Source organism: Peptoniphilus obesi ph1 (genome assembly GCF_000311865.1).
GTDB classification, from domain to species: domain Bacteria; phylum Bacillota; class Clostridia; order Tissierellales; family Peptoniphilaceae; genus Peptoniphilus_E; species Peptoniphilus_E obesi.
Genome location: NZ_HE978580.1, coordinates 734487 through 748751, shown reverse-complemented (window position 1 = coordinate 748751; position 14265 = coordinate 734487). Strand labels below are relative to the sequence as shown.

16 protein-coding genes are annotated in these 14265 nt (G+C 29.9%); 9 read left to right on the top strand and 7 right to left on the bottom strand.

Annotated features, from left to right (window positions below; all coding sequences use genetic code 11):
- Positions 1-5: 5 nt before the first annotated feature.
- The 5 genes from HGPB_RS03275 to HGPB_RS03255 are packed head-to-tail and all read left to right on the top strand — an operon-like array spanning position 6 to position 4039.
- Complete coding sequence (locus HGPB_RS03275; RefSeq protein WP_019132264.1) at positions 6-602, top strand: GNAT family N-acetyltransferase; 597 nt, start codon at positions 6-8, stop codon at positions 600-602.
- On the top strand, positions 587-1594 hold the full coding sequence (locus HGPB_RS03270) for a DnaD domain protein (RefSeq protein WP_019132263.1): 1008 nt from the start codon (positions 587-589) through the stop codon (positions 1592-1594). The genes HGPB_RS03275 and HGPB_RS03270 overlap by 16 nt, the downstream gene beginning before the upstream one ends.
- 4 nt (positions 1595-1598) lie before the next feature.
- On the top strand, positions 1599-2570 hold the full coding sequence (locus HGPB_RS03265) for an ATP-binding protein (RefSeq protein ID WP_019132262.1): 972 nt from the start codon (positions 1599-1601) through the stop codon (positions 2568-2570).
- Between the two features lie 10 nt (positions 2571-2580).
- Complete coding sequence (locus HGPB_RS03260; protein ID WP_019132261.1) at positions 2581-3774, top strand: pyridoxal phosphate-dependent aminotransferase; 1194 nt, start codon at positions 2581-2583, stop codon at positions 3772-3774.
- Between the two features lies 1 nt (position 3775).
- Positions 3776-4039, top strand: a complete 264-nt coding sequence (locus HGPB_RS03255) for a hypothetical protein (protein ID WP_019132260.1) — start codon at positions 3776-3778, stop codon at positions 4037-4039.
- 62 nt (positions 4040-4101) lie between these two features.
- On the opposite strand, the gene HGPB_RS03250 is transcribed toward HGPB_RS03255, so the two are convergent.
- Positions 4102-5274: a carboxylate--amine ligase gene (locus HGPB_RS03250; RefSeq protein WP_019132259.1), complete on the bottom strand. Its 1173-nt coding sequence runs from the start codon at positions 5272-5274 to the stop codon at positions 4102-4104.
- A 127-nt stretch (positions 5275-5401) separates the two neighbouring features.
- Here HGPB_RS03250 and tpx point away from each other — a divergent pair, with 127 nt between their 5' ends.
- Genes tpx through rlmH form a run of 3 tightly spaced genes read left to right on the top strand, consistent with a single transcriptional unit; the run spans position 5402 to position 6946 of the window.
- Positions 5402-5920, top strand: a complete 519-nt coding sequence (gene tpx, locus HGPB_RS03245; RefSeq protein ID WP_148497889.1) for a thiol peroxidase — start codon at positions 5402-5404, stop codon at positions 5918-5920.
- A 1-nt stretch (position 5921) separates the two neighbouring features.
- The gene (locus tag HGPB_RS03240) at positions 5922-6473 is read left to right on the top strand and encodes an isochorismatase family protein (protein WP_019132257.1); all 552 of its coding nucleotides are present in this window, start codon (positions 5922-5924) and stop codon (positions 6471-6473) included.
- Complete coding sequence (gene rlmH / locus HGPB_RS03235; protein ID WP_019132256.1) at positions 6470-6946, top strand: 23S rRNA (pseudouridine(1915)-N(3))-methyltransferase RlmH; 477 nt, start codon at positions 6470-6472, stop codon at positions 6944-6946. Before HGPB_RS03240 ends, rlmH begins: the two co-directional genes overlap by 4 nt.
- A 114-nt stretch (positions 6947-7060) precedes the next feature.
- Here the strand turns inward: rlmH and HGPB_RS03230 are convergent, their stop codons facing one another.
- The 6 genes from HGPB_RS03230 to HGPB_RS03205 form a co-directional block, all read right to left on the bottom strand.
- Entirely contained in the window at positions 7061-7699 is a 639-nt protein-coding gene (locus HGPB_RS03230) for a YoaK family protein (protein WP_281032446.1), read from the bottom strand.
- 30 nt (positions 7700-7729) lie between these two features.
- Positions 7730-8908 carry a cation:proton antiporter gene (locus HGPB_RS03225; RefSeq protein ID WP_019132254.1) on the bottom strand — a complete coding sequence of 393 codons (1179 nt, stop codon included), beginning with the start codon at positions 8906-8908 and terminating at the stop codon, positions 7730-7732.
- The gene (locus HGPB_RS03220) at positions 8908-9252 is read right to left on the bottom strand and encodes a hypothetical protein (RefSeq protein ID WP_019132253.1); all 345 of its coding nucleotides are present in this window, start codon (positions 9250-9252) and stop codon (positions 8908-8910) included. The genes HGPB_RS03225 and HGPB_RS03220 overlap by 1 nt, the downstream gene beginning before the upstream one ends.
- 69 nt (positions 9253-9321) lie before the next feature.
- Complete coding sequence (locus tag HGPB_RS03215) at positions 9322-9969, bottom strand: DUF1361 domain-containing protein (protein ID WP_019132252.1); 648 nt, start codon at positions 9967-9969, stop codon at positions 9322-9324.
- 11 nt (positions 9970-9980) lie between these two features.
- Positions 9981-11870, bottom strand: a complete 1890-nt coding sequence (locus tag HGPB_RS03210; RefSeq protein WP_019132251.1) for an ABC transporter ATP-binding protein — start codon at positions 11868-11870, stop codon at positions 9981-9983.
- Positions 11851-13596 carry an ABC transporter ATP-binding protein gene (locus HGPB_RS03205; RefSeq protein ID WP_019132250.1) on the bottom strand — a complete coding sequence of 582 codons (1746 nt, stop codon included), beginning with the start codon at positions 13594-13596 and terminating at the stop codon, positions 11851-11853. The genes HGPB_RS03210 and HGPB_RS03205 overlap by 20 nt, the downstream gene beginning before the upstream one ends.
- A 113-nt stretch (positions 13597-13709) precedes the next feature.
- Here HGPB_RS03205 and HGPB_RS03200 point away from each other — a divergent pair, with 113 nt between their 5' ends.
- Positions 13710-14237, top strand: a complete 528-nt coding sequence (locus HGPB_RS03200; RefSeq protein WP_019132249.1) for a phosphatase PAP2 family protein — start codon at positions 13710-13712, stop codon at positions 14235-14237.
- Positions 14238-14265 lie beyond the last annotated feature (28 nt).

Below are 14265 nucleotides of genomic sequence, written 5' to 3'. Positions count from 1 at the left end.
CAAATATGATAAATAGTAAAAGACTCAGATTTTCGCCAATGCAACTTAGTGATGTTTATGATTTTAAAAACTGGTCTAAGCACAAGAGCAATCTCTACTATGACTATAATTTTTTTGAAGAAAGTGACGAAGATATCCTAGCTTGGTATAAATGGAAAAACAAGGCTTTTTGCAAGTATTATTCAATCTTTTTAGGAGATAAGGCGATTGGCTATATATCATTTAAAAATATCAACAAATTGTTAAAAACTGCAGTTCTTGGTATAGTTTTTGATCCTGCCTACCTTTCTCAAGGTTATGGCAAGGAGACACTTCTTACAATGCTTGATGTATTTTTTAACAAGTGGAATTTTAAAAAATTATATCTAAGAGTTGCAAAATTTAATAAAAGAGCTCTAAATCTCTATAAAACTTTTGCCTTTGAAGAATATTCAAGCTATTTCCAAGCCTATATAAATCCAGAGCCAGAAGAAGATGATTTAGAATATTTAGAAAATAAGGATGATTTCTTTATCTTATTTGGCAAACCCTTTTTCTATTGCTATAAGATGTATCTTGAAAAGGATACTTTTAACGAGGTGGTAAAATGTATTTCAAATTAGAACAGATGACAATGGATATGGGAGATACTCCTGTAGAAAATATATTTTTAAATGACTACATGCCTCAAGCTGATGGAAATTTTGTAAAAATCTACCTTTTGGGCTATAAATTTGCCAAAGAATCAGGAGGCCTAAAGTCTTTTGATTTTAATGTAATTGCAGACCTCTTAGGACTTATAGAGTCAGATCTTTTAAGAGCCTGGGATTATTGGGAAAAGGTAGGAGTAATAAAAAAAGAATACCAAGAAGATGGAAGTTTTAATATAATATTTTTAAGCTTAAAACAACTCTATATAGAAAATATCTATGCAGCTAAAAATACTGAAAACAAAGAAGTTGACAGAAATGAAATCCTAGATGATAAAAAGATTGCAAATCTATTGTCTATAGCTGATTATTATATGAGAGGCAGACTTAGCATAGCTCAAAAACAGGATATAGCTAGCTGGAGAGATACCTACAATATGCCAACAGAAATAATAGAAGAAGCTTTTTGGTATTCAACAGAGAGAATGAAAAAAGATTCTATTCAATATGTTGAGGCAGTTGTTAGAAATTGGTCTGAAAGAAACATAAGGACCAGAGAAGATATAGAAAGATCATATATAGAACATGATAAAAACTACTATAGGTTTATGAAGGTAAAAGATGCAATTGGCATATCAAACAAGGCTTTCAATCATACGGATTTTGATACTGTAAATTATTGGTTTGATGAATTAAATTTCTCTATGGACCTTGTTATGGCAGCCTGCAAAAGGTGTATAAATATTAACAACCCAAACCTTGGATATGTGGATAAGATTTTAAAATCTTGGCACGAAAAGGGCATAGAAAAATTAGAGGACATTGAAGATAAAGATAGGAAAACTAGAAATTATAGAAAAACTAAATTTCATAACTTTAAACAACAAACAGACGATTTAACAGAAGAAGACTTAGAAGAATTAGCCAAGAAAAAAAGAGATGCTTTTTTTAAAAAACTAAGGTGATAAAATGAAAGAAATCTTTAGAGAAATAGAAAAAGATTATGAAAAGCAGCAGGATTTAAACAAATTGCAGCTTGAAGAAAGACAAAATCTTATTTATGACAAAATACCTAAAATAAAAAAAATAGATTCTCTTATAATTAAACTTGCTATTTCTGCAGCAAGAGAACAAATAAATGCACCATCTAGCCAAAAATTATTAAAGATTAACCAGGATATTTATGAGCTTAAAGAAGAAAAAGAAAAACTACTTGAAGAAAACAATTATCCAAAAGATTATTTAGAAATGCACTATAATTGCGATGCCTGTAAAGATACTGGCTACTTAGAAGATGGTACAAGGTGTTCCTGCTTAAAGAAAAAACTGAGTCAAGAATTATTTGAAATTTCTAACATTTCCTACGTTTTAAGCAAGGAAAACTTCGATACATTTGATTTAAATATATTTTCAGATGAAAAAAATGAAAAAGAAGGAATATCACCGCGGCAAAATATGAATATGATACTAAAAGCAGTAAAAAAATTCCTTGATACATTTGATGAAAAAAATGATATGAACCTGCTTTTTTATGGGCCAACTGGCCAAGGCAAAACTTTTCTTTTAAATTGTATAGCAAATTATTTAATCAATGAGAACAAGGGAGTTGTTTACCAAACAGCCTTTAACCTGCTTGATGTGCTAGAAGATAGAAAATTTAGAAGAAATGATTTAAATCAGAGCAAATATGATTTATTATTTTCATGTGACTTATTAATAATTGATGATCTTGGGATTGAAATGTCAAATTCATTTACAACATCAGAAATATTTAATATAGTAAATACTAGAATTTTAAGAGGAAGAAAAACACTTATATCTACAAATCTATCGCCAAAAGAATTATCACAAACTTATACGGACAGAGTTTTTTCAAGAGTTTTTCAAAGATTCTATCCACTAAAATTTTTTGGAGAAGATTTAAGATTAAAAATTAATTGAGGTGAAAATTATGGATGTTTCAGTAAGAGTTAAGGAAATTCCTTATTCAGCTACAAGGGTTCTTGGACCATACGCTGAAAAAGCAAAAAAAGATGGAAAAAAGATATATCATTTAAACATAGGAGCACCAGATACTAGTGTGCCTGAAGAATTTTTCAAGGCAATAGCAAATATAGATAGTCATGTATTGCCATATGCTCCTTCAAAAGGCAGAGAAGACTTAAGAAATGAGATATCAAATTATTATAAAGAAAAAAATATAGACATAAATCCTGATGAGATTGTAATAACAAACGGAGCGAGTGAAGCTTTAATATTTGCTTTTACAACAATCACAGATCAAGGAGACAATATACTTACATCAAATCCTTTCTACTCAAACTATTACACAGGCTTTAGACAATGTGCAATTGGAGCAAGAGCCTTTGATACTTTTGTAGATAATGGATACAGACTTCCTAGCTATGAAAAAATAGTTGAAAATATTGATGATAGAACTAAGGCAATTTTACTTTCTAATCCTTCTAATCCAACTGGTGTTGTATATACAGAAGAAGAAGTAAGACTTATTGCACAAATTGCAATAGATTATGATTTATATATTATTGCAGATGAAGTTTATAGAGAATTTGCCTTTGATAATCATGATTTCTTCTCATTTGGAGAAATAGAAGAAATTCAAGATAGGTTGATCTTAGTTGATTCAATCTCTAAGAGATTTGGAGCTTGCGGAGCAAGAATTGGATCAGTATCTACAAAGAACAAAGAAGTTTACAAAGAGCTTGTTAAACTTGCAACATCAAGACTTGCAGTATCAACAGTTGATCAAATTGGAGCAGCAGCTCTTTATAGAGTAAACGACAAATATTTTAATGATGTAAAAGAACAATTCCAAGAAAGAAGAGATACAATTCTTAAAGAACTTGCAAAGATAGATGGTATAAAAGTTTATAAACCAGAAGGTGCCTTTTATGTTATGCCAGAGCTACCAGTTGATGATGCTGAAGAATTTGCTAAATGGCTTTTAACAGATTTTTCTATCGACAATGAAACAGTTATGATAGCTCCAGGAAATGGATTCTATTACAACAATGAAATAGGCAAAAAACATGCAAGAATAGCCTATGTTGTAAATGTAGATGAAATTCCAAAGACCATAAATCTTTTGAAAGTGGCTTTAGAAGAATACAATAAGAAGAATTAATATGAAAAAGGAAACTTTACAAAAACTTTTAATCATAACAGTATCTGTCTTTGTAATATTTCAGTTTTTTACATCAGGAGATAAGGTCGATGCAAGCCTTAAAGGAAATGTTGATTTGATAAAAAATATTCTTTTTGGACTTGTCATACTAGTTAGCCTTATCTATGCCAAGCTTGAAAGCAAGGAATTATTAAAAAAACTTGTAATAGCTTATTTAGTTTTGATTCCATTATATGCCTTGTTTAAATTTAGAGGCGTTATATAAAATCTAAATAAAATACCCTAGTATAGAAAAAATCTATGTCTAGGGTATTTTTTATTAAAATCTTATCTTTTAAATCTATGAAAGATTGCCCAATTAAAAAATTTAAATCCAGGACCTGGATCATCCCAAGCCCAAGTTGAAGATACTTTTTTAAAACGGTAATCTTTTATAACATCTAGGACACTATATTGTCCAGTTTTTACATATTGTCTAATAGCTGGAAGGTCTTCGTATTTATATTTCCAATATACATCCTTATTTTCTGTAATCTTTGGTCCGGAAAAAGGTCTTCCAATAGAATCTTTAAAATACATCATTGGAGTGTTCATCTTCATATGACATTGAAGTTCTGTAAAGTTTACAAATCTTACATTGACCTCAACCAAATAAATTGTTCCAGTCTTTTCATCTCTTTTAAGTTCAACCTCTGCAAATCCTCTGTATCCAACACTCTTAAAAAGTGGAACACAAATATCATAAAGTTCTTTGACATAATATTGTTTAGCATAAGTTGAAGCACCAAAATTAATAGGCCATTGTCTGATCTTGTGAGTTGTCATATATGAAACAACTTCCTTGTCTTTGTTCATATACATATCAAAAGAATAACAATTTGTTTCTGGTCCCTTAATTATCCTTTGAACAAATACATCTTGGCCGTCTCTTTTGCACATTTCAATTTTTTCTTTTAGCATATTTTCATCTTTAATCATAAAGACCTTGGACCTATACTTGTTTACAAAAGGCATAGAGTCCTTTGGTTTTACTATACAAGGATAGCCAAGCTCTTCTGTAACTCTTTGATAAAGATTTTCTTCGTCCATGCCAATAATTTCAGGAGTTTTTATGCCAAGTGGTTTTGTATATTTAAGCAGGCTTTGCTTGTCCATCAATTCTCTGTAAAGACCCTTTTTATCGTTTGGCCACAGATAATATTCTTTTAATTCATCGAAATTATCTTCCATAAATTCAACATAAAGATCAGCAGTAGGAAAAAGGACAGGTTTTTCATCTTGTTTTTTAGCATAATCTATTAAAAATTTAACAAATTCTTTTTCTTGATTTTTATAGTGAGGGCCAATCAGTCTTTCCTTAACATACTTTGAAACTCCGTAGTTGTGGTCCTCATAGTCAACAGTTACAACATGAACTCCAGCTCTTCCTAGATTTCTAACAACAGATAAACCTATGTAGTAGTTAGTTCCAAGAACTACAGCCTTGTTTTTATATTTCATTAATAGTTTTCCTCCAGTCTTTGATAAAAATATTATATCATTATGGGCTAAGAATAATAGTTAATTGTAGTTTATTTTGGATATCAATATAATGATAGTAAATAATTTTATTATTTTAAATAAGAAAATGAATGGAGGAATAGATTTGAATATAAAATTTAACAAAGAACCAGTAACACTTGTAGGTAGTCAAGTAAAAGTAGGCGAAAAGGCAAAACCTTTTAAGGCAGTAAAAAATGATTTATCAGAATTTAATTCAGAAGATTATAAGGGAAAAATCCTTGTTTATTCTGTAGTTCCATCAATTGATACAGGAGTTTGCTCATTACAAGCAAGAACTTTTAATGAAGATGCAACAAAACTTGGTGATGATGTAGTAGTTGTTACAATTTCAAACGACCTTCCATTTGCTCAAAAAAGATTTTGTGCAACAGAAGGAATAGATAATTCTATGATTATATCTGACTACAAGGACCACGAATTTGGCGAAAAATATGGTTTCTTGATGAAAGAACTTATGCTTTTAGCAAGAGGAGTTGTCGTAGTAGATAAAGAAGGAAATATTTCCTATGTAGAATATGTTGAAGAAGTGACTAATGAAGTTGACTTTGAAAAAGCAATAGAAGCGGTGAAAAAACTTAAATAAAATGAAAACTTTAGTAGTTGTAGATGCACAAAATGATTTTATAGATGGATCACTTGCCTGCCAAAATTCAGAAAATGCCCTAAAAAACATTGTAGAATTTTTAAATGATAAAAAAACTGATAGGGCAGTTTATTCAATGGATTGGCACAGCAAAGAAAATAAATCTTTTAAAAGAAATGGTGGAATATGGCCTGATCACTGCGTCGCTTCTGAAGAAGGAGCAGAATTATCAGCTGAATTTCAAAAAATAGAAGATGAAAAACTAAGACCGAATGAAGAAAATGAATATAAAAAAGGTCTTGATGATGAAGTGGAAGAATATTCTGCTTACTTTGCAAAAAATAAAGATAAGCAAGCCATATATGAAATAGACAGCGATGAGTTTATAGTTTGTGGCTTTGCCAGTGAATACTGTGTAAGAGAAACTATTCTTGAACTGAAAAAAAACAATAAAAATGTATCCGTATTTTTGGATGGCATAGCTTATGTAGACTATGAAGATCACAAGAAAAATATTGAAGAACTTAAAGATATGGGAATTAACTTTATATGAATATAAATATAATTGCAGTTGGTAAAATTAAGGAAAATTATATAAAACAAGGGATAAAAGAATTTGAAAAAAGATTGTCTGCTCACTGCAAGCTACAAATAATTGAACTTGCAGATGAAAAGACTAAGGAAAATGCATCTCAAAAAGAAATTGACCTGGTTCTGGATAAGGAAGGATCCAGGATTGAGCCTTATCTGGATGGTTTTTATAATATAGCCTTAGATATCAAGGGCAAAAAAATGGACTCTATAAAATTTGCAGACAAGCTAGATAATCTTATGTTAGATGGAATATCTGATATTAATTTTATAATCGGGGGATCTTTAGGTCTTTCTGATGAAATTTTAAAAAAGTCTGATTTTAGATTATCATTTTCAGACATGACCTTTCCACACCAGCTTATGAGATTGATATTACTAGAGCAAATTTACAGAGCCTTTAGGATAATAAATAATTTCCCCTACCATAAATAAGAAAAATAGTAACTTGTAAGATTAAAATTCTTGTAAGTTACTATTTTTTATTTTTATCAGATTTAATTTTAATAAAAATAGGATACAAAGAAATGTATCCTATTTAAATAAATTTTATTCTAAACTTTTGTTATTAATATGGATAATAAGATCTGCAATAATAAGTATGATCGAGCATACAATTATTGATTTTTGTCCCAAAAGCTCAATAAAGAACTTTCCAATTATTGCTCCTAGTATAAAAAATAAAATAATTGAGTAGTAGATAAATCCTCTCTTTGCATTTGAAAAATCTTCTTCGTAAAAATACAAACAAATATGTGAAGTTGCAGATCTGAGGTTACCTATGCACATGGTTGTTGCTATACTATTTCCATGAATTTGTCTAAAACTTTCAACCTGCATAGCGCAGGAAAATGAAGTAAGAGAATTTGCAAGTAGGTTTAAGCTTGTCGGAATAAAAGCGACAAAAAATAAAACCAAAGCTTCTATCAAAAGAGAAATTTGTCTCCAATTAACAATATTTTTTTCACCTATCTTAAACTTAATTAAATCTGCAAAGGCGACACCTAAAATAAAAGCAAGAATTGGAAATAAATAATTGATAGCTTGAGAAAAGTTCTTTTCAGATAAATTAATTCCAAGTAAAATTATATTTCCCGTTTGAGCATTTGCAAAAACATGGTCTCTAACCAAATAGGAATAAGTATCCATAAAGCCACCTGCTATTGCGAGGATAGCTCCAATTCTCATTGATTCAATAATATTTTTACTTCTCATATTTTAATTTTTATGAACCTCTATACAACCTGTTTTTGTTAGGGAAAACTTAGCTAAAAGTGGTCCTACAAGTTCGTAAACAATAGTAGCACCAAGGATTATAGTTCTTATCATTGCTCCGTGCGGATCTGGAATTTCTCTACTTGCAATTAAAGACAAACCAATTGCAACCCCAGCTTGTGGGATAAGAGTAAGTCCAAGATAATTTTGAACCTTTTTTGAAAGTCCTGAAATTTTTGCTGCTGTAAAAGCTCCAAGGTATTTACCAAGGGCCCTAGCAAGAATATAAAATACGCCAACTGCTCCAACTGCTTTTAAACCTGCAAGATTTAGATCGGCACCAGAAATTACGAAAAATGACATAAATATTGGTGGTGTAATCCTATCAACCATATCAAAATATCTTCTTGGAGTAGCTCCTAGGTTTGCAATTAAAACACTTGCTGACATAAGAGTTAATAGTCCAGATAAATTAAGCATATCACTGACTGCTGATAACATAAAAATAACTGCAATTATAAAAGATAATAATTCATTATCTGTTCTCATTTTTTTAGATAAAATAACGAAAACAAAACCACCAGCAAGCCCCAAGGCAATAGATTCTAGTATTTCAATAATTGGATAAATAAACATAGAGAAAACACTTAAGTCTCCACCTTGAAGAATACTAACAGCCATTGAAGAACAAATACCAAAAGCTATAATACAAACTGCATCATCAAGAGCAACAACTGGTAGCAAAATATCTACCATTTCGCCCTTGGCCTTGTATTGTCTAATAACCATAAGAGTTGCAGCAGGTGCTGTTGCACAAGCTATACTCGCAAGACTTAATGAAAATGGAAGGTCATATTTAAATATAAATAGACATCCAAGAAGTACAACCAATAAAGCGGTCAAAGCTTCAAATATTGTTATTAATATAATTTTTTCGCCTAAATTTTTAAGTACTGAGATTTTCATCTCTGCTCCGATAGAAAAGGCTATAAAACTAAGAGCCACACTACTTATAATTTCAAGATTTTTAACCCCTTCTTCGGAAATTATTCCTAACACAGAAGGACCTATAATAATACCCGCAATCAAAAATCCTGTAACTTCTGGGAAATGAATTTTTGAAAAAATACGGGCAAATATAAGTCCACTAAATAATAATATCGCTACATAAAATATACTCATTATTTTGTCAATCCTTCTACACTGCTAACAGGCACTGTAAACATTATGCCTACATTTTCATCATCAATATCTCCAACAACTTTTCTCACGCAATCTTTTGCCAGTTCAACTCTATCGCCATCAAGCAGCAAGAACATTGTCTTATTGTAAGGTCTTCCACCACTAAGCATGGTTCTTAAATTTTTATAAGAAACGCCTATGGAATGTTCTACAAGAGTTTGAGCCATACCTTGTGAATCGAGTATAGTTCCTCCCCTTATACCAGCCTTATCAAGTTCAATCAAAAGATCATCTACATGAGCCTCGTCATTTAAGATGATAAATAATAATTCTTTCTTTTCCAAATAATCACTCCCTATCTTTTAACTACATTATATAACTAATATCATCTAAATCAAAAATAATTGAGACTATTAATTACTTTTTAGGTTTGCAAACAAAATAATCACAAGAAATTGGAAGAGACAAAAAGTTCCCAAAAGATAATAGTCGTTTATAGTCAGATTATTAATAAGACCTAGCATAATCTTATGGATTTTAAAAATATCCCAAGAATTAAACCTTAAAAACCTTCCAATATAGACTGCAAAACCATTTACCAAACTAAAAAATAAAAGTAAAACAAAACTTGCAAACTTATAGCCATAGCAATGTAGAGATTTTAGAATATTTACAAAAGTTTCAAAACTCAAAACTAAGGAGAGTAAAATCATAAGATTATCTAGGGCAAGCTTTATCCAATTTATATAATCCATATTGTAAATGACTTTTCCAGAGTTAATTTGATAAAATTCAGCAGTTTTTATATGGATAAAATCTGTAAACATATAAATAGCATTTGGAAAAAAGACAAAGCAAGCCAAAAGTGAAAATAGTGTCAAGAATTTGTATTTTTTAATTAGGGCTAGGTTTGAAAATATATAGGCTATAAAACTTAAGCCCAGATTAAAAATTAAATACCTTCTATTTAAATTAAAATATACTATCAAGGCACTTAAGATAATATAAAATGCCAAATAAATTATTATTTTTTTAAAATTATTAAGAGTTTTTATATTCATATTTCACCCAATTAATTATCTTCAAATCCACCAGTATATAACTTGTAATAAACTCCCTTTTGTTCAAGAAGTTCTTCGTGATTTCCTCTTTCAATAATTCTACCCTTAGATAAAACTATTATGGCATCTGAGTTTTTTACAGTTGAAAGCCTGTGGGCAATTACAAAACTAGTTCTTCCTTTCATAACTTGGTCCATAGAATCTTGAACAAGTTTCTCAGTACGAGAGTCGATAGAAGATGTTGCCTCATCTAAAATCAAGACTGCCGGATCATAAATCTCTGTTCTAGCTATGGAAAGAAGTTGTGCTTGACCTTGGGAAATATCTAAATTTGTTCCAGATATCATTGTGTCATATCCATCTGGTAAAAGAGAAATAAAATCATGTGCTTGAGATTTTTTAGCTGAATCGATAATTTCTTCTTGGTCTATTTTTCCAACTCCATAAGCCAGGTTATAATTTATGCTTCCAGTAAATAAATTTATATCTTGAAGGACTATGCCAAGTGAGCTTCTTAAATCCTTCTTTTTAATATCTTTTATATCGATTCCATCATAAGTTATTTTTCCAGAATCAATTTCATAAAACCTATTTAAAAGATTTGTGATTGTAGTTTTTCCTGCACCAGTTTCTCCGACAAGGGCGATTTTTTGTCCAGGCTTTGCATGGATAGAAATATCGTGAAGGACTGTATTTTTCCCATCATATGAAAAAGAAACATGGTCAAAAATTATTTCTCCTCTCAACTTTTTGATTTCACCAGTCTTTGTATTTTTCCATGCCTTAAAAGAATCTTCACTTTCTTCTAAGACTTCTACTAAATTATTATCTTGGTCGTATCTTGCAGATATAAGTTCTACAAAACCATCATCAATTTCTTTTTCAACATCCAACATATCAAAGATACGAATGGATCCACCAAGTGCAGATGCAACCATGTTCATCTGTTGAGATATATTTCTTATTGGTCCGGAAAATACTTTTGATAATTGTAAATAGGATGCAATTGTACCAATTGTTATGCCAAAAGATCCATTGATTGCAAATAGACCTCCAATAATTGCAAGAAAAGCATATTGCAAGTTTCCTATATTAAATACAATAGGAAGCAAGAAAAGAGAATACCTATTTGCAAGTGTTGTATTTTTTGCAAGTTCAGTATTAATTTTTTCGAAGTCCTTTATAATATTTTCTTCATGAGAAAAGACCTTGATTACTTTTTGACCGTCGATAGTTTCTTCGACAAAGCCGTTTTGCTTGCCTAGAGATTGTTGCAATTTAAAATAATATTCTGATGACTTACCCCCAACATTATTTAAAGTATATAAAAGCACTATTACAGAAACTATAACTACTATAAATAGGACAGGAGATGTTATTATCATGGCAACAATAACCGCGACAAGAGTAACAATAGATGATAATAAACCAGGTATTGTATTTGTCATTAATTGTTGCAGGGTGGAAATATCATTTGTATAAACACTCATAATATCTCCGTGGGACCTATTATCAAAATAAGATATTGGGAAAAATTCCATATGCCTAAAAAGATTTGACCTTAGGTCTTTTAATATATTTTCTGATATATTAATCATCATTCTTGAATAGATAAAAGTTGCAGAAACTCCTGCAAAATATATAAGACCAAAAATACTTAATAGTTTAAATAAAGGAGCAAAACTAGGATTAGCCATCTGCATCATTGGAATAATATATTCATCTATTAGTATTTTTAAAAATATAGACGGAAGAATGCCGACAAAACCTGAAAATAAAACAAGAAAAACTATAAATATAAATTTGAACTTAGATTCTTTAAAAAACAAGCTCATAATCTTTTTTAAAGCTTTAATATTTTCAGGAGATGTGATTTTTGCTTTAGTCTTTTTTTGGCTCATCAAAATCTCCTCCTTCACTTTGAGTTTCACTTATTTCTCTATAAATAGGACTAGTCTTAATAAGATCTTCATGACTTCCTATATCAATGATTTCTCCCTTGTCCATGACAAGTATATAATCAGAATCTTTTATTGATTTGATTCTTTGAGAAATTATAATTCTTGTCATATCAGGACGAGTTTTATTAAGTTCTTTTATTATATTTGCTTCAGTTTGCGTATCAAGCGCAGATGTTGAATCATCTAGGATGAGAATTTTTGGGTCCTTTAGTAAAGACCTAGCTATACAAAGCCTTTGTCTTTGACCACCAGAGAAGTTGCTTCCACCTCTTTGAACAGGTCTGTCATATCCATCTTCTGCTTCCATAATAAAATCGTGGGCTTGGGCAATTTTTGCTGCATGGATTATTTCTTGATCGCTAGCATTTTCATCGCCCCACTTTAGATTTTCTTTTACAGTTCCGGAGAAAAGTTGGTTTTTCTGTAAAACCATAGAAACACTATCTCTTAAGGCTTTTAGATTGTAATCTTTTACATCAAATCCACCAACCTTAACAGATCCAGAACTTACATCATAAAGTCTTGGAATTAAACTAACAAGAGAGGATTTACCAGATCCAGTAGCACCTATTATTCCAAGCTTGTCTCCAGATTTTATTTTTAAATTGATATTTTTTATAGCACATTTATTTTCATCATCGATATAAGAAAAATTAACATTATCAAAAATAATTTCTCCATTTTTAACATCTTTTATCCCATCTTTGTTTTCAGACATTGATGTCTCATGATCTAAGACTTCATATATACGGGTCACTGAGTTTGCTGAAATAATAATTTGAATAAGGACAAAAGATAAAAGCATAAGTGATATTTGGATTTGGAAAGAGTAAGTAAGCATACTTAAAAGCTGACCAGTTTTTAAAGATCCAACTAAAATATACTTGGTTCCAAGCCAGGCAATAATCAAAGAAACTATATAGATACAAAATTGCATCAAAGGATTTTGCAGAGCCATAAGTTTTGAAACTCTTTTACTTTTTAGATATAAATCATAGGCAGTCTCATCAAACTTTTCACTTTCGTGGTCCATCTTGTTGAAGTTTTTAACTACCCTTATTCCAGATAAGTTTTCTGAGATAATAGTGTTCATCTTGTCTATAATTTTAAAAAGTTTTTTAAATATTGGGTAGGCATTAAAAAATATGAAGGCTATACCCAAACCTATAATAGGAAAAATAATTAAAAAGTTAAAAGCAAGTCCCCTATTTATCCTAAGTGCCATAAATAAAGAAAAAGCTATCATAAGAGGAGATCTTATAGCCAGCCTTGTCGACATTTGAAAAGACATTTGAACATTTTGCACATCTGTTGACATCCTGGTCATAAGACTACCAGTTGAAAATTCTTCAATATCTTTAAAGGCAAAAGATTGGATTTTTTTGTAGATTCCAAGCCTTAAGTTTTTCGCAAAACCAGCTGATGCCTTTGTGGCAAAATAGCCAGATAAAATTCCAGTTCCAAGGGCGATAAGAACAGAAATTATCAAAAGGCCGCCAATTTTTAAAATAGCAGTTTGAGATTTAGTCTCTATTCCCATATCTATTATTAAGCTCATCAGATAGGGAATAATAATGTCCATAATTACTTCCACAACAACAAAAACAGGTGAAAGCAGGGCATATTTTTTATATTCTTTTACATATGATAAAATTTTTTTAAGCATAGTTCACCTTTTCTAAATTAGATTTAATTTATATGATGTATTTATTATATACTATATAAAATATAAAAATAATTTATTAATTTAACTTATTTAAAATATATAAAGGAGTAATTATGGAAAAAACTATACTTGATTTTATTTCTAATTTTCAAAATCCAATCTTTGACAAAATTGCCATGGCATTTAATTATATGGGAAAGGCCGGCATAGTTTTTATTATTATTGGATTATTCTTTTTTATAAAAAAAGATACCAGACAACTTGGCATTCATATCTTGCTTTCACTTATATTTTGTTTATTACTTGGAAATTTACTTTTAAAACCAATTTTTGCAAGAATAAGACCTTATGATCTCTATAATGTAGATATTATAGTAAAAGAACTAAAGGACTATTCTTTTCCATCGGGCCACACTTTTTCTGCATTTGCAACTGCCTTTACAGTAAATAAATATATGAAAAAATTCGGAAAATTTATGTTTGTTTTTGCAATAATTATGGGAATAACAAGATTATATTTATATGTACATTTTCCAACAGATGTATTAGGAGGCATAATTCTTGGATATATATGTTATAAATTAGCAGATATATTAATGGATAAATATATAAATAAGAAACTTAAACACAAATTATGCTAAGATTTTACATAAATTTTACTATTAAATG